Origin of the sequence: Bacillus sp. PSXD-155, from assembly GCF_049310765.1 — a bacterium.
In the GTDB taxonomy this organism is placed as follows: Bacteria; Bacillota; Bacilli; order Bacillales; family Bacillaceae_G; genus Bacillus_A; species Bacillus_A cereus.
In genome coordinates, this window is sequence record NZ_JBMOWC010000015.1 from 19,948 (window position 1) to 38,904 (window position 18,957).

The window sequence follows — 18,957 nt, forward strand, 5'->3', positions numbered from 1 at the left end:
GGACACCAAAGGAAAACTTACAAAAATATTAGTAATACTATTTGTTTAATAATTAGGACACATATTTTTTGTTTGTGAGTATATTGGTTGTAGAGTAAAAAGTAGATTAATAGAGAAAGAGGAGGAGATTGTAATAACTACAACCGTTATTTCTCATTTTTATAACGAAGAGTATTTGCTACCATGGTGGCTTATGCATCACACGAAACTTTTTGATCATGGTATTTTAATTAATAAAGGTTCAACAGATCGTTCCGTTGAGATTTGTAAAAAATTCGCACCGCATTGGGAAGTGCGAGATTCTGTAAATCCAGAGTTTGATGCATATGCGACAGATCATGAAGTGATGAGGATAGAACAAGAAGTACAAGGATGGAAAATGGTTTTAAATACGACTGAGTTTCTTTGCATGCAAGATAAAAATCAGTTTTGGAAATCACTAAATGAATTGGGAGGGAGGATGTATTGGCTGGACGGGCTTATCATGGTTGATGATCCTAACTACAACTATCCGGACCTTAACTTTGGAATACCTTTAATGAAACAGCGATTTCATGGTTATTTACCAGAAGATTGGCCGTTATGGAGAAGAGGTAGATTTATTCATAATCATGAACATGGAAGTTATACGGTTGGAAGACATTTATCCGCGCATGAATCTATGATTTATCCGCCCTTTGCTTGTATATTATGGTTTGGATTTAGTCCGTGGAACGATGTGATGAGAAAGAGAAAGTTACAAATTGGTCCAACTCTTTCTGAAGCTAGTAAGCATGGGGGAATGGGGACGCACCATATTATTACGCCGGAAAGATTAGAAGTATGGTATAAGGAATTAGCGAGAGGAACGAAGGATTTACGTTTTAGTGATGCATATCGTTATGTTTTTGTATAAATGATTTCCACCATAAAATTGTTTCTTCTATTCCTGTATTTAAATCGTATGTTGGTTTCCAGTTTACTTCAGTTTTTAAACGTTCTACACTAACGCCGACAAATAAAGGTTCATCCTTAGAGAAAGGAATCGCGTCTAGTTTAATTAAATGTTCTTTTCCTATTTTTTTAGCGATGATAGAAGCTAGTTCTTTAATTTGTACAGATTGACCTGAAGCGATATTGATGGTGCCTGTAACGCCATGTTCTAATATTGTTACGAGAGCGTCAGCGACGTCACTCACATGGAGGAAATCTCTCGATTGTTTTCCATGTGTACATAGTGCTTCCTCATTTTTTAATAAGGAAGTGATAATGTTAGAAACGAGCCGATTACCTTGTTCGTAAGGTCCATACATATGAAAAATGCGGCCCCAACACATGCTGAGGCCTGTTTGTTGTGCATACGTTTCTAGCCAGGAGTGCAGTGCATTTTTACATAAAGAATACGGGGTTTTATAGGAAAGGAGCGGTGAATCTTCAAATAATACGCCGTTAAACCATTCGTATTCTGCGCCAGTACCTGCAACGACAACACGCTTTCCGCCGCATGTTGTAAAGTGTTGAATCAATGAAATACTAGACTTTAGCCAATAGTAATTATTTATAGATACATAGCATGCTGGTGGCACTGCTTCCCAAGCAAGGTGAATGAGATGGCTAGGCTGAACGTCGTAAATGAATTGTTTTACTTCGTCATCGCGGAGCAAGTTTACTTTATGCCAGTGGCAAGGGAGGTGAGAGGATTTATTTTTATTATACGTGGCGTGCACTTCATATCCCTTTTGTATAAGTGAATGTACAACATATTTACCTATCCAGCCACTACCACCTGTTACAACAACTTTCTTCATGGATCGATCACCTCAACTTCTGGAACCGTCACTAAAAATTTACCGCCCCATTCACGAATGAAAGAGCATTCTTTCATAATTTCGTCTTTCAAATTCCAAGGAAGTATGAAAATGTAATCCGGTTTTGTACGTTTAATTTCTGCTGGAGATTTTATTGGAATACGAGTTCCTGGTAAAAGAAGATTTTGTTTGTGAGGATTTTTATCTACTGTATAAGCTAGAAATTCTTTACCTATCCCGCAATAATTCAAAAGGGTGTTTCCTTTAGCTGGAGCACCGTAACCGATAATTTGTTTGTTTAAAGCTTTCGCTTCAATAAAAAACTTTAAAATATTTATTTTCAATTGTTCGATGCGTTTAGAAAAAAGGAGATAGCAATCTAAAGTATCTAACCCGTGGTCGACTTCTCTTTGAATTAATTTTGTAACATTGGAATGGATAGTTGATTGGGCACTTAGATGGTTTACAAAAATCCGTAAGGAACCACCATGCGTTGAAAGTTCTTCTACATCAACAATTTGTAAATGATGATAACTTAAAACTTTTTGAAGGCTTATAAGTGAGAAGTAGGAAAAGTGCTCATGGTAGATAGTATCGAACTGTTTAAAGGATATGAGGTTTAATAAGTGCGGGAATTCAATTGTTATCGTTCCATCACGTTTTAATAAGGTTTTTAAACCAGAGACAAAATCATGCAAGTTTGGAACGTGTGCTAATACGTTATTTGCGACGATTAAATCAGCTTGTGGTAATTTTTTTGCTAAGTCATTACTGAAAAAATTCACATGAGTAGGAATTCCTTTTTTGATAGCGATGTCTGCTACGTTTTTTGCTGGTTCAATTCCTAACGCATCGATATTTTCTTTTTGAAAGTATTGTAATAAGTACCCATCGTTACTTGCGATTTCAATCACTTTTGAATGTTTCGTTAAGTTGAAACGCTTAATCGCCATTTCTACGTATTGTTTAGCGTGTAGTAGCCAACTTGAGGAGTAAGAGCTGAAGTATAAATAGTTATGAAAAATATTTTGTGGGGATTCAAATTCATCTAGCTGTACGAGTAAACAAGAGTTACAAACAAATGTGTGCAGCGGATAAAAAGGTTCCATTTTATATGAGCTTTCAGGAGCTACAAATGAATTAGCAAGAGGGGAAACGCCCAAATCTAAAAAAGTGTTGGTTAGTAATGAGTGGCAAAAACGGCATTTTTTCTGTTCCATTTTATAGCCCCCTTATAAATTTTTGAATGCATCGATTTGTTGTCGTGTGAAAGATTCTATATTTTCACCAGATGCATATTTTTTGTACCAATCAACAGTCCAAGCGATAGAATCATCTGTTGATAATTTAGGAGTCCAGCCGAGTTTGTTTACTACTTTTGTACTGTTGAGTGTTAAAATTGGTGATTCATAAGGAGTTTTCGTAGGAGGAGAATGGATTGTGAGTCGTTTATTCCATAATTTCATTACGGATTGAATGACATCATTTACGGTTCTGCTAGATTCATTAATCGGTCCGAAATTCCACGCTTCTGCATATTTAGCATCATCCCAAAGTTTCTCAGCTAAAAGGATATAGCCATGTAGAGGATCTAAAACATGTTGCCACGGGCGGATGGCATATTTGTTTCGAATACACAAAGTATGATTGTGCAAATATGCCCGAATGATATCAGGGAATAATCGATCTTCTGCCCAATCACCACCACCAATAACGTTACCTGCTCTTACAGAAGCAAGCGAAGTAGTATTCGTGTAAAAAAAGGATTTGTGATAAGATGTCGCCACTATTTCAGCACAAGCTTTACTAGCGCTATAAGGGTCGGAACCTCCTAGTCGGTCATTTTCCACGAACGCTCGGTCGCCACTACCGTCATTCTCATAACATTTATCGCTTGTCACATTAATAATGACACGTACGCTTTCGACGGACTTTGCTGCTTCTAGCACGTGGACAGTACCTAAAACATTCGTTTTGAATGTATCGATAGGATTTTTGTATGAAGCAGTTACAATTGGCTGAGCTGCTAAATGAAATATTATGTCGGGTTTATGCTGCTTCATGGCATGACATAAAGAATGGTAATCTGTAATATCGCCTTTCATTGTCGTGCACTCTTTTGCTACGTTACCTTGTTCAAAAATGTTAGGAATGGATGGGGGATGAGAAGAAAAGCCTACTACTTCTGCACCTAAAGAACTTAAGAAAAGGGTGAGCCAGGAGCCTTTAAATCCAGTATGTCCCGTAATAAATACTTTTTTCTTATTCCAAAAAGATGATGAAGCCATATTACCAAACCTTCCACGGAGCGTTATTACTTTCCCATAGCTCGACTAATTTATTTTTATCGCGCAATGTATCCATCGGATGCCAAAAACCAGAATGTTGATATGCGGCCAATTCATTTTTGTTTACTAACTGAACTAAAGTGTCTGTTTCAAAAACAGACTTATCTCCACTAATGTAATTGAAAACTTCAGGATTTAAAACGAAAAATCCACCGTTAACCCATCCGCCATCACCTAATGGTTTTTCTTGAAAAGATGTTACAGACTGTTTATCTAATATGAGAGAACCAAATCTACCAGGAGGTTGTACGGCAGTAACAGTAGCCATTTTTCCATGTTTTTTATGGAATGTAATAAGTTCTTTTATATTTACATTACTTAATCCATCACCATAAGTGAGGCAGAAAGGTTCGTCTCCGACATAATTTTGAATCTTTTTCACTCGGCCACCCGTTTCGGTATTTACACCAGTATCGATTAGTGTAACTTTCCATGGTTCTACACGATGAGAATGGCTAGTAATTGTATTATCGTTTAACTGTATTGTGAAATCAGACATGTGTAAGTTGTAATTTAGAAAGAACTCTTTAATTGCATATCCTTTATAGCCTAAGCAAATAATAAACTCAGTAATCCCGTAATGACTATACAAACTCATAATGTGCCATAGAATGGGCTTTGTTCCAATTTCAATCATAGGTTTCGGTTTTAAATGTGTTTCTTCCCCAATTCTTGTACCGTACCCACCAGCAAGAATAACAGCTTTCATTTTTTCCTCCTAAAATAAAAATTTATTATTTATACAGTATTCATGTTTTATGCAAATGAGATTGTTTTTGATTAAGCGAATGAAAATGTTTGAGGTGATGACGATGCAGAAAATATTACGGTTTGAATTTTGGGAATAATTCTTGATATTCAGGGTTATGACGGAGGTCTTGTGTTAGGTTACTAAGCTCTAAAAAACGTATGTCCAGTACTTCAGGAGATTGACCGTAATGTGTTTGAAGCCCCATTTGAATACCCCTTTTTGAAAGGGTAGGTGTAATTTGTAATTTTCTTGCCTTTGATTGTTCATTCCAAGGGCTAAAATAGAATTTTAAAATAAATGAAGGATAGTCATAAATTATATATCCGTGCCGCGAATGATGTCTACCAGGTAAATATGCACCGTCTAGATGATTGTGAATAAATCTCCAAGCACATCCGAGATTTGGGTTATAAGGGAAGACACCGTGGTATCGCTGTTCTACTAAGGGGATAGAATATCTAGGCTTTGAATAATTATAATTATGATTATCTATCATTAAAATCATTCTAATCGCATACATGTTTTGGCCTAGTGTATGAAGAGATGAAAAAAATTCTTCAGTATTATTACAACAAAAGAATTCAGTAGTATTTAAAACGATTTTCCAACCTGAAACTTCTCTTTCAATTTCCATCACTTCAATATCAGTATTAGTTGGATCAAACTCAAGAAATCTTGAATTTCGTACTTCCCAGTGGGGTGCTAATAGTTTACAAATCTCTACGGAACGATCTGTAGACCCTCTATTAATTAAAATGCCGTGATCGAATATTTTCGTGTGATGCATAAGCCACCATGGAAGTAGGTATTCTTCATTATAAAAATGAGAAATGATTGTCTTTTTCATGTTAATTCCCTCCTATACAAGCAATCGTTATTAGTAGGATATGCTTTTAAATAAGAAAGGTTAAAAGGTACAGACAATGTAGTGATTAGGTAATAGTTTAGTAATTTTATTGTATGAGTGTAGATTACTCGTATTGAATAATAATAGGGTGGAGCTTGGAATTTTGTATAAATTGTGAATAATAAACCGTCACGTTTGACTGTACAGTTTAAGTGTTGTATGATGTAAGTAATATAAACAAGGGGGGAAGATCGTTGGGAAGGTGTATCGAATCGGACAGTTGGCTCTCATGGCTCACGTGTCGAAACGAACGATTGATTATTATACGAATCTAGGTATCTTAAAAGCGGAGCGATCTCAATCTAATTATCGCTATTACGACGAAACAGCATTTGAGACATTACAATTTATTGAGAAGTGCAAAGAAATGCATATGCCGCTTTGTGAGATTAAAGAGAAAATCGAGGAGAAGAAGAAGCTGCTCGGTATCAATGAACACGTTTCGAAACAAGTGAATGAAGTGACAGACCATATTCATCGATTAGAAGTGGAGCTTACTGAGTTAAAACCGCTTTTAGATGAATTGACTGATTCACAACGTGAAAAAATATCGAAATCTTTATCAGGTCAAACGACAGCTTTAATACAGACACTTGCTCTATTATTATAGAATAAGTGAAATCCGACCTCTTTAATTTTTGTATCGGGCTATGTTTTCTAACAAACAAATAAGAAAACATTATAGTATACAGGAGGTGGACACCTTAGTTTTTTAACTAAGGGGATTCATTGGAAATATTTAATTTAGTCATGGTTGCGATTTTAATCGCATTTACTGGATTTTTCGTAGCAGCAGAGTTTGCGATTGTAAAGATACGTTCAAGTCGTATCGACCAGCTTGTTGCGGAAGGAAAACGCGGTGCTTTAGCAGCGAAAAAGGTAACAACAAATTTAGATGAATATTTATCTGCTTGTCAATTAGGTATTACAGTTACAGCTATGGGATTAGGTTGGTTAGGTGAACCGACAATTGAAAAGTTATTACACCCGTTATTTGAGAAATGGAACTTAAATCCTTCTATTTCATCAGTATTAACATTTGGTCTTGCTTTTATGATTATGACGTATTTACACGTTGTAGTAGGGGAATTAGCTCCAAAAACGATGGCAATTCAAAAGGCTGAAAGGGTAACGTTATTATTGGCAGGTCCATTAATGATGTTCTATAAAGTAATGTATCCATTTATTTGGGTATTGAACGGTTCAGCTCGTGTGATAACTGGTTTATTCGGTTTAAAGCCAGCTTCAGAACATGAAGTAGCTCATACAGAAGAAGAATTACGTCTTATCCTTTCAGATAGCTATGAAAGTGGCGAAATTAATCAAGCTGAATACAAGTATGTAAATAACATTTTTGAATTTGATAATCGCATTGCAAAAGAGATTATGGTACCGCGAACAGAAATCGTTGGTTTCTACCTGGAAGATTCAGTAGAAGAACACATGAAAGTAATCCAAAATGAGCGATACACACGTTATCCGATTTTTGGAGAAGATAAAGATGATATTATCGGTATGGTCAACGTAAAAGATTTCTTTATTCGATATATGACCGAGGATCAAAAAGATTTATCATCTATTCGCTCGTATATGCGTCCGATTATTGAAGTGATGGAAACGACTCCAATTCACGATTTATTACTTCAAATGCAGAAGAAGCGAATTCCGATGGCTGTTTTATATGATGAGTACGGAGGAACAGCCGGAATTGTAACGCTTGAAGATATCTTGGAGGAAATCGTCGGCGAAATTCGTGACGAATATGATGAAGATGAAGCACCACCAATTCAACATGTGAACGAGCAACATATTATTGTTGATGGAAAAGTGCTTATTTCAGAAGTGAAAGATTTATTTGGATTACACATCGAAGAAGATGATGTGGATACAATCGGTGGATGGATTATGATGCAAAATCATGAAATCGAAGAAGGACAACACGTTGAGGCGGAAGGTTATGAATTTAAAGTGTTAGAAAAAGACGCTTACCAAATTAAACGTGTTGAAATTCGTAAGATGGAACAAGAACAAGAAGAAGAGAAAGCAGCAACTGTGTAAGTTGCTGCTTTTCTTCTAAAGTACAAAAAATGAGAACTTAGGAGCGGATATTTTGATTCAAGAAGCCTTACGTGTATATCGATTACAATTGTATGTGATCTTTAGTGGTTTACTACTTATGTGGACGATTACTCCGTTTGGAAAACAAGTGACAGGGTTTGGTATTGGATTAGCAGTAAGCGCCTATTGTCTTTGGTTATTAGCTCGCAGAGTGGAGAAACTCGGAAAAAGTATCGTAATGAAGGAAAAGGCTCCAGGATTAGGAGTGTTAAACCGATTTGCAGCTGCTATTTTAGGAGCTATTATCATGTATGAGATTGAGCATGAAATGGAAATGTGGGCATTCGGTACAGGTATTTTAGGTGGTCACTTTTTAATGATTGTAAATTTAGCTTATACGAATATGCAATTAGTGAAAGAAGAAGAGAAGCAAAGGGAACATGCTTCGAAAAATATAGAGCTATGATGAAAGGGACCTAATTGGGTTCCTTTTTTAGTTTAGCGATATTATACAAGTAATCAAATTAACGACAAATATAATACGCTTCTTTTTTACGTTTTTCAATAGTATGAAAAATAATAAAAAAAATTTAAAAAACCCATCGATTTCTAAAGGTTATGTATGTTATTATGACAAAAGACTTTTTGAAAGAGGTGGATACCAATGTTACAAGCGCTACTTATTTTTGTGCTTCAAATTATTTACGTTCCAATTTTAACAATCCGTACGATTTTGCTTGTAAAGAATCAAACAAGATCCGCTGCTGGTGTTGGATTGTTAGAAGGAGCTATTTACATTGTCAGTTTAGGTATTGTGTTTCAAGATTTATCAAATTGGATGAACATCGTTGCCTATGTCATTGGCTTTAGTGCGGGACTGTTATTAGGCGGTTATATAGAGAATAAATTAGCAATTGGTTATATTACGTATCAAGTTAGTTTACTAGACCGTTGTAATGAATTAGTAGATGAGTTACGTCACTCTGGATTTGGCGTTACAGTATTTGAAGGCGAAGGTATTAATTCTATACGTTATCGCTTAGATATCGTCGCAAAGCGTTCTAGAGAGAAAGAGCTTTTAGAAATCATTAATGAAATTGCACCGAAAGCGTTTATGTCTTCGTATGAAATTCGCTCGTTTAAGGGTGGATATTTAACGAAGGCGATGAAGAAAAGAGCGTTAATGAAGAAGAAAGATGAACATGCATCGTAAAAAAGAGGAATAGTGATGCATTAAAAGCGCAGTATAAGTCCAAATGTAAAAGGGAGGAATCTATTTTGATGTAGATTCCTCTCTTTTTTTATGAAAAATATTCATCTATTAATTCAAAAAGCTAAATCGTATAATTATTTTTTTTACTCATTCTCAAATTAATGATTAGCCATATAATTTGAAAAAATACTGGTATGATAAACGTGATTAATAAAACGATAAGTGATATTGATTTAATTCCGGGTGTTTGAGTAACACCGGCCCCATCAACATCTCGTAGCCAAATAATAGCTGTCCATATTCCAAAAACGATAATCCAAAATATGTTACCAATCCACCAAGAAATCCATCGTCTTTTCATGTTAGCACCCCTTACATTTCTACTCTGTTAAAAGGATATTTTCGTTCGTTACATTTATAATGAAACAACTTTAAAATTAGTTTTTAACTGTATATCTAACTTGTTTAAAGGTTACCATTTCTCCATCATCATTATCATCTTTCGTTTGCAAAAGTTGAACTTTTGGTTTGTAGTCCGTCCTATGAGCGTGTTCGATATCTTTAATGTTAAGCTTGTAGGATTCACCATTCTTTAGCTTTTGTTCCAATACTTTTTTATTAGCAACATAAATAAAAGTTACTTTATTTTCATCAATGCCTTTAGTTTTAATTTCTAATTCATTATCTTTTGTTGTGATCGTTGGTGTTAATAATTCCATACTGCCTTTCCCGCTTTCTAAAGAATTCTCTGCTATAGTTGAACATCCTGATAATATGATTCCAGTGAATAGAAGAACAGCTAATTTCTGTTTCATAACACCCCTCAATTCCATGTGAATTTTGATTTTGGTATTGCTAGATTACTAGTGTGGAGCGTAAATGTTTAGTTAGTACCCTTTTAATTGTACCATAATATGTAAATTAAAACAGGGTGTATATCCAATTTAAGGGAGATTGAAAAATTTACTGATTGTTGTAAATTCGTATGTCTTAGCTTCTATTTCAATCGAAATGTAGGCGAGAGAAAGAAATTTTTTTATAGAAATTATAATTTTTACATTTTACAATAATGATAGGGAATAGATGAATTCATTTACTTCGGAGGTAGTTATTTGAACATTAATGAGAAGGCAATTGAAATGTTTGAACAAAATAAATATGAGGAAGCAATGGAACTGTTTCAACAAGCAGTACATGAATCTAGAGACGTACAATCTCTCAATAATCTGGCTTGGATGTACTTTTATGAGGAAGAGAATGATGATAAAGCTCTTGAATTAATAAGAGAAGTTGTTAAGTTGAATCCTTCTTCATACTTTCCTTATAACATCTTAGGGGACATTTACATGAAACAAGAAAAATGGACAGAAGCGAAAGAAGCATTACAAAAGTCTATTTCGATTCAACCATCAGATGAAGCATATCATAATGTAGCTGTAGCGCATTATAACCTTGGAGAGCTGGAAAAAGCTTCAGAATTTTTCTTGCGAGTTGCAGGGGATTCGGACTATATCATGTATAGCTATGTAAAATGTTTAATTGATTTAGAACGAACGACAGAAGCAAAAGAGAAGTTAGATACTTTTAACAGGGAATCTGATAATTTTTTAGGGGAAATTAATGTAGCAGATTTATATGTTGAGTTGAATTGCTATAAAGAAGCAATTGAATGGTTCGAAAAGGGATATAAAGAATGCTGGAAAAGTCCTAATTGGATTGGTAGATTTGTGTATGCTCTATATAAAACGAATAATTTCTCCCGTATAAATGAAGTTATACGGGAATCTATCGAAGCGAAAACAGCAGAAATAGAAGATGTTCAGAATGAAGAAGTAGAAGAAAACTGGACAGAAAACGATAAGAAAGAGTTAATTGAGGAATATACAGAAGAGAATAATTGTTATAAAACAATGGTAGAACGTATCAAGTCTGGATATGTTCCAGGGTTAGAATTTGAAACGGATTTTATAGGTGGGTGCTATTTGTTTGGTTGTAAAAGGCATAATCACCTTGAATATGAAAAATAAAAAGATTCGACTGTCAAAGATGATGGTCGAATCTTTTTCGTTATAGGTCGCTTGTATTACATAGGTGTATATCCTCTTTAGAGGTCACTTTTTTTATATTTAAAATATGTAGTGATATAAAACCAATAAGTCCTATTCCGCCAAAAATAAGCCATGGTGTATACATTCCGCTTAAGTTGGATGTAAAAGATGTACCGGTATAATTACCAATGATAAAACCAAATGCGAGTGATAGTTGATAAAATCCGAAGAAAGTGGCTGTATATGATTCATTACTGTAATTTGCAATAGCGATATCAGCGTTAGGTAATACGAGTGTTTCACCGATTGTAAATAAAATTACACAAATAAAGAGCCAATATGGGTGTTGAAATAAAGGAATGAGTAAAAAGGAAATACTCATTAATAAAACACCGTATTTAATAATTGAAAGTGTGTTGTATTTGTGGAATAATTTTCGGAATAATACCATAAATATGACGCCTGTTATCGCATTTATCGTAATAACGAGTGTAGCAAGTTGATTGCTACTACTAATGTTTTTCATATGAAGTGGAAGTGCGACAGTAAGCTGAGTAAACATAATATAGAAGAAAATCATGATAAAGGAAAACAGAAGGAAAGACTTGTTTTGTAAGATGGCCTGTATTCCTAATGTAATAGACGTGTTTTCAGTAGTGACTTGGAAGTGATTTTTAAGTAAGTAAAAGATAAAAGCGAATAACAGCATAAGTGATCCTGTTAGAGAGAAGGCATAGATTGGATCAAGTAAGAGTAAGAACCCTCCTGCAATTGGTCCGATTATTGCACCGCAATTAAAGCTAAGGTTTAAATATGTAAATAAATTTTTTCTCAAATGAGCTGGTTGTGAACCGAATATGGCGCGCGCAGCAGGTTCGTAAAATGCAGTTCCGAAGCCAATAAGTGCAGAAGAAATAGAAATTGTATAGAAATCAGAGCATATTCCTAAAGCGATAAATCCGATTCCTCTCAAAAATAAACCGGCTATCATCATAATGATATAGCCTATTTTGTCAGCAATTAACCCTGAGAATAATGGGATAACTCGTGATGTAATTGTCATAACCGTCAACACTGTTCCTACTTGGACAGCAGAAAAATGAAGAAAGGTTAATAGATAAATAGCTAAAAATGCGTATACTGCAAAATACCCAAAAGACATAAAAAATGAAGAAATAAGCATGAAACGTATCGGTGTTGAGAAACTTTTCATAGAAATCCTCCTAATTATGTAACCAGTAAAATTATTTGATGGTTAACTATTTTATACTATAATTATACATAAAGTCAGAAAAAAGTAAATTTTAAGAAGAAGGTGGATCGAATTGAATCAAAACGCTCCAAATGAACTAGAATATATTCGGGAATTTTTAAATACATGGAGAATACCAAACGATACGAGAGAGCCAATTGATTTGCTGCAAACAGAAGAAGACATAAAGCTCTTTATGAAAGAATATTTTGATGAAGAGTTTCCATTTCATACAATAGAGGAATTAAGAGGTTTTCGGGAAGATATTCGGATGACAATTGAAGGCGAAGGATCATTGCAAAAATGGTTAGAGAAATACCCATTTCATGTACATATAAAGGATGATATGAAAGGTATTACATATGAACCGGTATATGAAGAGAATGTGTATACAAAAGTGTTAAGCATTGTGTTAATGTCAATTCAAGAAAATGTGTGGGGAAGGTTAAAAGCATGTCCAGATTGTCGCTGGGTATTTTATGATCATTCGCGAAATGGAAGTAAAAGATGGTGCGGCATGTATGCTGGAGAAGAAGGAGGAAGAGCATGCGGTACGATTGCGAAAGTGAAAAACTACCGGGCGAAGAGAAAAGGGCGATCTGGTTATGATATGTAATTAATATTAGAGAAAGAAAAATGGATGGGGGAATGTAGAATATGAAAGGTACGCAAATGTTAGCTTTAAATAAAAAGTGTTGGGATACAGTTGCACCTTATTTCTTTCAAGTGGATTGTTTACCTAAATATGGTCCGTATACGGCGTCTGAAGATGAGATTCGTTTGTTCGATTCAATCAGAAAGAAAAAGGTTCTTGATATTGGCTGTGGAAGTGGGCATTCGTTGCAATATATGGCGGAACAAGGGGCAGAGGAATTATGGGGGCTTGATCTTTCGAGTACACAAATTGAAATAGCGAATAAGACGTTAAAGGATTGGAATCCAAAGTTAGTATGCGGAGCAATGGAAGAAGAAGGAGATATTCCGAAAGGATATTTTGATATTGTATATTCCATTTATGCATTAGGTTGGACTTCGGATTTAAGAAAAACGTTGGAACTGATTTATTCATATGTAAAGCCAGGGGGAAGTTTTATTTTTAGTTGGGAGCACCCAGTATATTCAAACTTACAGTATGGTACGGAAGAAGTTGCTATAAAGTCTTCTTATCATGAGGAAACGCCCATTACGTTTGAAACATTTAAAGGAGAAAATGTACAAGCGACATTATATAAGAGAAAAATAAGTACATACATAAATGAGTTAAATAGAGCGGGATTTAAAATTGAGAGAATAGAAGAGCCTGAACCATCGAGCTCGTTTGATGGAGAACTAGCTGAGCCGTCTACGAAGTATTATTCTTTATATAAAGCTAGAATGGTGCCGACTACTTTTATTATTAAGGCAAGAAAATGAAAAATACAGCGTACGCTTTTTTCAGTGTACGCTGTATTTTGTTAAAGGTTAGTACTTATCTTTTCGGTTGAAAAATATGCTGAAAGAAGTATTTGTGATGTAAGTTATCTACAACCTTATTTGCTTGATATGTGCGTTGTTTTTCAATTCGAAGTCTTTGCTCCATCATTTTTATTGCGTGATCAGATAAACGTAACATAATACATTCTCCTTTTCTATAAATATAGGTGACTATTTGATATCGATCCCATATTTATAATTAAGGAGGCAAAATGTGTAACATAGGCAAAAAGCACCTTCCTCTCCCATTACGCTTACGAGGTTAGCTGTCGGACTCGGGAAGTGAGAGTTTCCCTACTTAAAAAAGATTCGCCCCAAGTAGCATAGCTACAAAAATGGTTCCCCCGCTCCAAAATTTGGACTCAGCAAAAGGTTTTATAAAGTAAAAAATAACATAAAGGAGCGAATAAGTCAAATTATTTTGTGTATTCTGTCTTTTTTTAATTGCGTAAGAATCATACCGTCAGGAAGTATTGTATCTGCTACTGTAATGAATCCGTGTTTTTTATATAAAGTAATAGCAGGGGTATTCGCTTTACCTGTTTGTACAATGTATGTCATTGAAGAGGGAAACATGTTAAATATATAAATTAGGAGTTTCGTTGCGATTCCTTTTTGAAAAAAATCGGGGGATACAACTAACCTGTGGATATCGATTAGTTTTTCTTCTTGTACAAAAGAAATAAAACCGACAAGTTTATTTTCAGAAAAATATCCATAGAATGTTTCAACGCAATTTTGAATATCGTTTACAGTATCATATAAACGAGGTATGGCAGTACTATTTAAGTAGTCTGCTTCAACTTTATAAGCTGGAATTTGAACCTGTAAAATGGATGTTGCTACTTCAAAAGAAGTGGAATTTAACTTAAGAATCATAGATAATGAAGCCTCCTTTAAATATGGTATATGAATATAATTGCTTTATGGGTGAGTTTGACAATATTTTTCTTTTTTGCATATAATATATGTATCTCCATATGTAAAATAGTAGTAAATATATTTCTATAGTGAAATATGATTAGCAATGATAAATACATATGTTTGTATTAAATCATACAAACTATAATAGAAATGGAGGACTAAAAATGGGATGGATTATCACATTAATAGTTGGTGCTATTATAGGTGCAATTGCTAGTTCTATAACAGGTAAAAATTTCCCAGGTGGTATGTTCGGAAATATTATCGCAGGTTTATTAGGTGCTTCGTTAGGTGGTAGATTATTTGGATCCTTTGGGCCATCATTTGGTGGGATTCATGTCGTGCCAGCATTATTAGGTGCAATCGTGTTAATTTTTATTGTATCATTTGTAGTGAAAGCTGCAAAGAAATAGATATATAGATTATGATGAAGAGCCCTGAATAAGGGCTTTTCATCATTCGAAGAGGTGGTTTCATTGGAGAAAATAAATATAAGAAAAAGAGATAAGTTAAGAAAGTTTTTTAGAGAACAAAATTATTTGGCGGTATTACTTGGATTTGCGTTATTGTTCATTAATATTTTATTGCTAACAAAAATATCATTTGTTTTTACACCGTTTATCGTATTTTTAAAAACAATTTTCTTCCCAGTACTATTAGCAGGCGTGCTATTCTATATTTTACATCCATTCGTTTCGCTTTTAGAAAAGAAAGGTGTTTCAAGAATCGTATCGATAGCTTCCATATATTTAATCGTACTAGGATTATTTGTATTTTTAGTTGTAACGGTTATCCCTATTATTAAAGATCAAATTGATGCATTAATTGATAACTTACCGTATTTTGGCCATGAGATTGAACAAGCAGCACGTAGATTCGGGGAAAGTAATTTACTCGGTAAAATTCAAGAGAATTTAAATATTAATGTTGCGAATATGGTAAAAGAATACACAGTTGATTTTACAAAGTCATTATCATCAGTAACTGGGAATGTAACTGGATTTTTGAGTACTGTTACAGAGGTTGTTTTAACATTTGTAATGGTTCCATTTATATTGTTCTATCTTTTAAAAGATGGTGAGCAATTGCCGAATCACTTTTTAAAGTTTATTTCAGAGCAAAGACAACCAGCAGCAATGAGAATACTAGATGATATGCATTATGCGATTAGTTCGTACATTAGAGGGCAAATTATAGTTAGCTTGTTTATCGGTATTATGCTATTAATCGGTTACCTTATTATCGGTATTAAATATGCAGTACTACTCGCTATTTTAGCGATGATTGTAAATATCGTTCCGTACGTAGGACCAATTATCGCAATTACACCAGCGTTAATTATTGCGTTTATTGATTCGCCAGGGATGGTTTTAAAGGTAATTATTGTAATGATGGTTGTACAATTAGCAGAAGGTAAATTTATTTCTCCGCAAGTTATGGGTAAGAAGTTAGATATTCACCCAATTACAATCATATTTATCATTTTAACTGCCGGAAACTTATTCGGGATTATGGGCATTATTTTAGCCATTCCAGGATATGCGATATTAAAAGTGTTAGTTACACACGGTTATAGATTTGTTAAGTTGAATACATGAAAAAAAGAGCTAAAACAGTGGGGGAACTGTTTTATCTCTTTTTTATTAACAATTCATTTGCATATTGGCGTGCCCATTGATCCGCTTCCAATATAGCATCAAGTGAAGGATCTTTTACATTATGATGAGCTTCAACTGTTTTGTAAATTGTTTTTTCAATATCGAAAAAGGCAATTTCATTTTTTAAGTATAGTGCATTCGCAATTTCATTTGCTGCATTTAATACAGCGGGAGTAGTACCACCGATTTTGCCACATTCATATGCGTATTGTAGACAAGGGAACTTCTCTAAATCTGGTTTTTCAAAATGTAAACTACCGATTTCTAATAAATTTAATTTTTCATAGGAAGAAGGTAGCCGAGTAGGATAGTGAAACGCATATTGAATCGGCATTCTCATATCAGGAGCACCGAGCTGTGCCATAACTGATCCATCAATAAATTCTACTAAAGAATGAATGATACTTTCTTTATGAATCATTACATCAATTTTTTCATACGGAATATCAAATAGCCATCTCGCTTCCATTACTTCAAAGCCTTTATTCATTAATGTGGCAGAATCAATCGTTAGTTTTGCACCCATTAACCAGTTTGGATGTTTTAAAGCGTCCTTAGCTTGTAATGTTTGCATTTCTTCACGTGTTTTATCACGAAAAGCACCACCGGAAGCTGTTACAATTAACTTCTCAATCTCTTTATTATTTTCTCCGTTTAAACATTGGAAAATAGCTGAATGCTCACTATCTACTGGAATTAAGCGACATCCGTTTTGTTTCGCTAGTTCAGTTACGATATGTCCAGCTGCAACCAAAGTTTCTTTATTAGCAATAGCGATATCTTTCTTCGCTTTTAATGCTTCAATTGTTGGGAGTAATCCTGAAACACCTACAACAGAGCTTAATACAAGATTTGAATCAGGGTGAGTAGCTACTGCAATTAAGCCATCAGTCCCGTGTGTGATTTTTGTATTTGCTGAAATACGCGTACGAAGCTTGTCTGCTAAGTCTTTTGTCGCAACGCTTACAATACGAGGTTGAAACGTTTTGATTTGTTGCTCAAGAAGATCGATATTATAATTTGCGGTTAAACCGACGATTTTAAAATGTTCAGGATGAGCTGAAACGACATCTAATGCAGATGTGCCGATGGATCCTGTTGAACCTAAAATTGATATATATTTTACCATGAAAAAACCTCCAAAGTTGTTTCGAATATTTCAACAAACCTATATAACATTAGACAATTGAAGTGGAAATTCCTGCTATATAAAATAGAAAATTAGGGTTTGTTTGGAAGTGAAATGTGATAAACTGTAAAAAATAACGAAAAAGCAATGAAAGAGAAGAGTACATATTCAAAACTTTTTAGAGAGCTGATGTGTGGTGGAAATCAGTAAGGGATGAATATGGAATGGGCTCTGGAGCTTCTAACTGAAATGAGTAGGTAAAGACGGTTACTTCACGTTAAGAAGTTGAAGTGAGCTATAATGATAGCTAATTAAGGTGGTACCGCGGGAGTCTCTCGTCCTTTTTTAAGGATGAGAGGCTCTTTTTATTTTGAGAAAGGAGGAGTTAGTGTGAGTGAGAAAATAATGTTAACAGGAATTAAGCCGACAGGTTATCCGCATTTAGGAAATTATATTGGTGCGATTAAACCTGCATTACAAATGTCAAAGAATAATGAAGGAAAAGCATTGTACTTTATAGCTGATTATCATGCATTAAATGCTGTTCATGATCCAGAGAAGTTCAGCAGTTATACGAAAGAGGTAGCAGCTACTTGGTTATCGCTTGGACTTGGGGAAGATGTTGTTTTTTATCGGCAAACAGAAGTATCGGAGATTCTAGAATTAGCTTGGATTTTAGCTTGCCTAACTCCGAAAGGTCTTATGAACCGTGCTCATGCGTATAAAGCGAAGGTGGAGCAAAATAAAGAAGCGGGTTTAGAGGTAGATGCAGGAGTGAATATGGGATTATATACGTATCCGATTTTAATGGCGGCGGATATATTACTATTTCAAGCTACTCATGTACCAGTTGGGAAAGATCAAATTCAGCATATTGAAATTGCACGTGATATTGCGACGTATTTTAATCATACATTCGGCACGACATTTACACTTCCGGAGTATGTAGTGCAAGAAGAAGGAGCAATATTACCAGGACTTGATGGAAGAAAGATGAGTAAAAGTTACGGGAATGTAATCCCATTATTTGCAGAGAAAGAAAAACTACGAAAGTTAATATTTAAAATCAAAACAGATTCTTCACTTCCAAATGAACCGAAAGAATTAGAAACATTATTTATGATATATAAAGAGTTTGCGATGGAAGATGAAATACAGTCGATGCGTGAAAAGTATGAGACTGGAATCGGATGGGGCGATGTGAAAAAAGAGTTATTTCGCGTTGTAGATCGTGAGTTAGCTGGACCTCGGGAGAAATATACTATGTATATGAATGAGCCGAATTTATTATACGAAGCTTTAGAAAAAGGTGCTGAGCGAGCAAGAAAAATCGCGAAGATAAATTTAGTGGAAATTAAAAAACGGATTGGATTTGAGAGGGGGCGCTGAGCGTTCCCTCGTTTTTCGAT

Annotated in this window: 22 protein-coding genes, 1 riboswitch and 1 other annotated feature; of the genes, 11 read left to right on the forward strand and 11 right to left on the reverse strand. The window is 34.6% G+C overall.

What is annotated here, in order from left to right; translation table 11 throughout:
* The first annotated feature begins 82 nt into the window (after window positions 1–82).
* Complete coding sequence (locus ACO6VI_RS17480) at window positions 83–895, forward strand: glycosyltransferase family 2 protein (protein WP_088020580.1); 813 nt, start codon at window positions 83–85, stop codon at window positions 893–895.
* Here ACO6VI_RS17480 and ACO6VI_RS17485 read toward each other — a convergent pair.
* From ACO6VI_RS17485 to ACO6VI_RS17505, 5 genes are all read right to left on the reverse strand, one after another.
* Window positions 864–1,787, reverse strand: a complete 924-nt coding sequence (locus tag ACO6VI_RS17485) for an NAD-dependent epimerase/dehydratase family protein (protein WP_161519922.1) — start codon at window positions 1,785–1,787, stop codon at window positions 864–866. The two genes, ACO6VI_RS17480 and ACO6VI_RS17485, sit on opposite strands and share 32 nt — an antisense overlap.
* Entirely contained in the window at window positions 1,784–3,007 is a 1,224-nt protein-coding gene (locus ACO6VI_RS17490; protein ID WP_063548074.1) for a class I SAM-dependent methyltransferase, read from the reverse strand. Before ACO6VI_RS17490 ends, ACO6VI_RS17485 begins: the two co-directional genes overlap by 4 nt.
* 12 nt (window positions 3,008–3,019) lie before the next feature.
* Window positions 3,020–4,075 carry a CDP-glucose 4,6-dehydratase gene (gene rfbG, locus ACO6VI_RS17495; RefSeq protein WP_161519921.1) on the reverse strand — a complete coding sequence of 352 codons (1,056 nt, stop codon included), beginning with the start codon at window positions 4,073–4,075 and terminating at the stop codon, window positions 3,020–3,022.
* 1 nt (window position 4,076) lies between these two features.
* Window positions 4,077–4,844 (reverse strand): glucose-1-phosphate cytidylyltransferase, encoded by a 768-nt coding sequence (gene rfbF / locus ACO6VI_RS17500; RefSeq protein WP_000648807.1) that lies wholly within the window; start codon window positions 4,842–4,844, stop codon window positions 4,077–4,079.
* 115 nt (window positions 4,845–4,959) lie between these two features.
* The gene (locus ACO6VI_RS17505) at window positions 4,960–5,733 is read right to left on the reverse strand and encodes a glycosyltransferase family 2 protein (RefSeq protein ID WP_000750972.1); all 774 of its coding nucleotides are present in this window, start codon (window positions 5,731–5,733) and stop codon (window positions 4,960–4,962) included.
* A 262-nt stretch (window positions 5,734–5,995) separates the two neighbouring features.
* Between ACO6VI_RS17505 and ACO6VI_RS17510 the strand changes: the two genes are divergently transcribed.
* The 4 genes from ACO6VI_RS17510 (at window position 5,996) to ACO6VI_RS17525 (ending at window position 9,064) form a co-directional block, all read left to right on the forward strand.
* Window positions 5,996–6,403 carry a MerR family transcriptional regulator gene (locus ACO6VI_RS17510; RefSeq protein ID WP_000285639.1) on the forward strand — a complete coding sequence of 136 codons (408 nt, stop codon included), beginning with the start codon at window positions 5,996–5,998 and terminating at the stop codon, window positions 6,401–6,403.
* Window positions 6,404–6,522: 119 nt separating this feature from the next.
* Window positions 6,523–7,851 (forward strand): hemolysin family protein, encoded by a 1,329-nt coding sequence (locus ACO6VI_RS17515; RefSeq protein WP_000402258.1) that lies wholly within the window; start codon window positions 6,523–6,525, stop codon window positions 7,849–7,851.
* Window positions 7,852–7,903: 52 nt separating this feature from the next.
* Window positions 7,904–8,317: an ATP synthase subunit I gene (locus ACO6VI_RS17520; RefSeq protein ID WP_161519920.1), complete on the forward strand. Its 414-nt coding sequence runs from the start codon at window positions 7,904–7,906 to the stop codon at window positions 8,315–8,317.
* 198 nt (window positions 8,318–8,515) lie between these two features.
* On the forward strand, window positions 8,516–9,064 hold the full coding sequence (locus tag ACO6VI_RS17525) for a DUF2179 domain-containing protein (RefSeq protein WP_000938438.1): 549 nt from the start codon (window positions 8,516–8,518) through the stop codon (window positions 9,062–9,064).
* 121 nt (window positions 9,065–9,185) lie between these two features.
* Here ACO6VI_RS17525 and ACO6VI_RS17530 read toward each other — a convergent pair whose 3' ends face one another.
* Window positions 9,186–9,425 (reverse strand): DUF3923 family protein, encoded by a 240-nt coding sequence (locus ACO6VI_RS17530; protein ID WP_161519919.1) that lies wholly within the window; start codon window positions 9,423–9,425, stop codon window positions 9,186–9,188.
* Between the two features lie 76 nt (window positions 9,426–9,501).
* On the reverse strand, window positions 9,502–9,897 hold the full coding sequence (locus ACO6VI_RS17535; protein ID WP_202626568.1) for a hypothetical protein: 396 nt from the start codon (window positions 9,895–9,897) through the stop codon (window positions 9,502–9,504).
* A gap of 279 nt (window positions 9,898–10,176) precedes the next feature.
* Here ACO6VI_RS17535 and ACO6VI_RS17540 point away from each other — a divergent pair, with 279 nt between their 5' ends.
* Complete coding sequence (locus ACO6VI_RS17540) at window positions 10,177–11,091, forward strand: tetratricopeptide repeat protein (protein ID WP_161519917.1); 915 nt, start codon at window positions 10,177–10,179, stop codon at window positions 11,089–11,091.
* A gap of 40 nt (window positions 11,092–11,131) precedes the next feature.
* Here the strand turns inward: ACO6VI_RS17540 and ACO6VI_RS17545 are convergent, their stop codons facing one another.
* Window positions 11,132–12,325 (reverse strand): MDR family MFS transporter, encoded by a 1,194-nt coding sequence (locus tag ACO6VI_RS17545; protein WP_097961334.1) that lies wholly within the window; start codon window positions 12,323–12,325, stop codon window positions 11,132–11,134.
* Window positions 12,326–12,437: 112 nt separating this feature from the next.
* Here ACO6VI_RS17545 and ACO6VI_RS17550 point away from each other — a divergent pair, with 112 nt between their 5' ends.
* Complete coding sequence (locus ACO6VI_RS17550; RefSeq protein WP_001072930.1) at window positions 12,438–12,980, forward strand: CGNR zinc finger domain-containing protein; 543 nt, start codon at window positions 12,438–12,440, stop codon at window positions 12,978–12,980.
* Window positions 12,981–13,021: 41 nt separating this feature from the next.
* Window positions 13,022–13,777: a class I SAM-dependent methyltransferase gene (locus ACO6VI_RS17555; protein WP_063245668.1), complete on the forward strand. Its 756-nt coding sequence runs from the start codon at window positions 13,022–13,024 to the stop codon at window positions 13,775–13,777.
* A 55-nt stretch (window positions 13,778–13,832) separates the two neighbouring features.
* On the opposite strand, the gene ACO6VI_RS17560 is transcribed toward ACO6VI_RS17555, so the two are convergent.
* Window positions 13,833–13,976, reverse strand: coding sequence for a hypothetical protein (locus ACO6VI_RS17560; RefSeq protein WP_000945243.1), 144 nt, complete (start codon window positions 13,974–13,976; stop codon window positions 13,833–13,835).
* Between the two features lie 96 nt (window positions 13,977–14,072).
* A riboswitch (cyclic di-AMP (ydaO/yuaA leader) is annotated at window positions 14,073–14,215 on the reverse strand.
* Window positions 14,216–14,248: 33 nt separating this feature from the next.
* Window positions 14,249–14,716 (reverse strand): GNAT family N-acetyltransferase, encoded by a 468-nt coding sequence (locus ACO6VI_RS17565; RefSeq protein WP_161519916.1) that lies wholly within the window; start codon window positions 14,714–14,716, stop codon window positions 14,249–14,251.
* Between the two features lie 209 nt (window positions 14,717–14,925).
* Between ACO6VI_RS17565 and ACO6VI_RS17570 the strand changes: the two genes are divergently transcribed.
* Together ACO6VI_RS17570 and ACO6VI_RS17575 are read left to right on the forward strand one after the other, a co-directional pair.
* A complete protein-coding gene (locus tag ACO6VI_RS17570; protein WP_000539730.1) occupies window positions 14,926–15,174 on the forward strand; it encodes a GlsB/YeaQ/YmgE family stress response membrane protein in 249 nt (82 codons plus the stop codon).
* Between the two features lie 63 nt (window positions 15,175–15,237).
* Complete coding sequence (locus ACO6VI_RS17575) at window positions 15,238–16,359, forward strand: AI-2E family transporter (RefSeq protein ID WP_000411485.1); 1,122 nt, start codon at window positions 15,238–15,240, stop codon at window positions 16,357–16,359.
* A 31-nt stretch (window positions 16,360–16,390) separates the two neighbouring features.
* On the opposite strand, the gene ACO6VI_RS17580 is transcribed toward ACO6VI_RS17575, so the two are convergent.
* Window positions 16,391–17,548 carry a 1-deoxy-D-xylulose-5-phosphate reductoisomerase gene (locus ACO6VI_RS17580; RefSeq protein WP_161519915.1) on the reverse strand — a complete coding sequence of 386 codons (1,158 nt, stop codon included), beginning with the start codon at window positions 17,546–17,548 and terminating at the stop codon, window positions 16,391–16,393.
* 138 nt (window positions 17,549–17,686) lie between these two features.
* Window positions 17,687–17,894 (forward strand) — a binding site (T-box leader).
* A 44-nt stretch (window positions 17,895–17,938) separates the two neighbouring features.
* Between ACO6VI_RS17580 and ACO6VI_RS17585 the strand changes: the two genes are divergently transcribed.
* Window positions 17,939–18,937 (forward strand): tryptophan--tRNA ligase, encoded by a 999-nt coding sequence (locus ACO6VI_RS17585; protein ID WP_161519914.1) that lies wholly within the window; start codon window positions 17,939–17,941, stop codon window positions 18,935–18,937.
* Window positions 18,938–18,957: the final 20 nt, after the last annotated feature.

Coding starts and splice junctions, on each gene's coding strand:
- ACO6VI_RS17485 (WP_161519922.1), bottom strand. CDS start 1,787: ATGAAGAAAGTTGTTGTAACAGGTGGTAGTGGCTGGATAGGTAAATAT.
- ACO6VI_RS17490 (WP_063548074.1), bottom strand. CDS start 3,007: ATGGAACAGAAAAAATGCCGTTTTTGCCACTCATTACTAACCAACACT.
- rfbG (WP_161519921.1), bottom strand. CDS start 4,075: ATGGCTTCATCATCTTTTTGGAATAAGAAAAAAGTATTTATTACGGGA.
- rfbF (WP_000648807.1), bottom strand. CDS start 4,844: ATGAAAGCTGTTATTCTTGCTGGTGGGTACGGTACAAGAATTGGGGAA.
- ACO6VI_RS17505 (WP_000750972.1), bottom strand. CDS start 5,733: ATGAAAAAGACAATCATTTCTCATTTTTATAATGAAGAATACCTACTT.
- ACO6VI_RS17525 (WP_000938438.1), top strand. CDS start 8,516: ATGTTACAAGCGCTACTTATTTTTGTGCTTCAAATTATTTACGTTCCA.
- ACO6VI_RS17530 (WP_161519919.1), bottom strand. CDS start 9,425: ATGAAAAGACGATGGATTTCTTGGTGGATTGGTAACATATTTTGGATT.
- ACO6VI_RS17535 (WP_202626568.1), bottom strand. CDS start 9,897: ATGGAATTGAGGGGTGTTATGAAACAGAAATTAGCTGTTCTTCTATTC.
- ACO6VI_RS17545 (WP_097961334.1), bottom strand. CDS start 12,325: ATGAAAAGTTTCTCAACACCGATACGTTTCATGCTTATTTCTTCATTT.
- ACO6VI_RS17555 (WP_063245668.1), top strand. CDS start 13,022: ATGAAAGGTACGCAAATGTTAGCTTTAAATAAAAAGTGTTGGGATACA.
- ACO6VI_RS17560 (WP_000945243.1), bottom strand. CDS start 13,976: ATGTTACGTTTATCTGATCACGCAATAAAAATGATGGAGCAAAGACTT.
- ACO6VI_RS17565 (WP_161519916.1), bottom strand. CDS start 14,716: ATGATTCTTAAGTTAAATTCCACTTCTTTTGAAGTAGCAACATCCATT.
- ACO6VI_RS17570 (WP_000539730.1), top strand. CDS start 14,926: ATGGGATGGATTATCACATTAATAGTTGGTGCTATTATAGGTGCAATT.
- ACO6VI_RS17580 (WP_161519915.1), bottom strand. CDS start 17,548: ATGGTAAAATATATATCAATTTTAGGTTCAACAGGATCCATCGGCACA.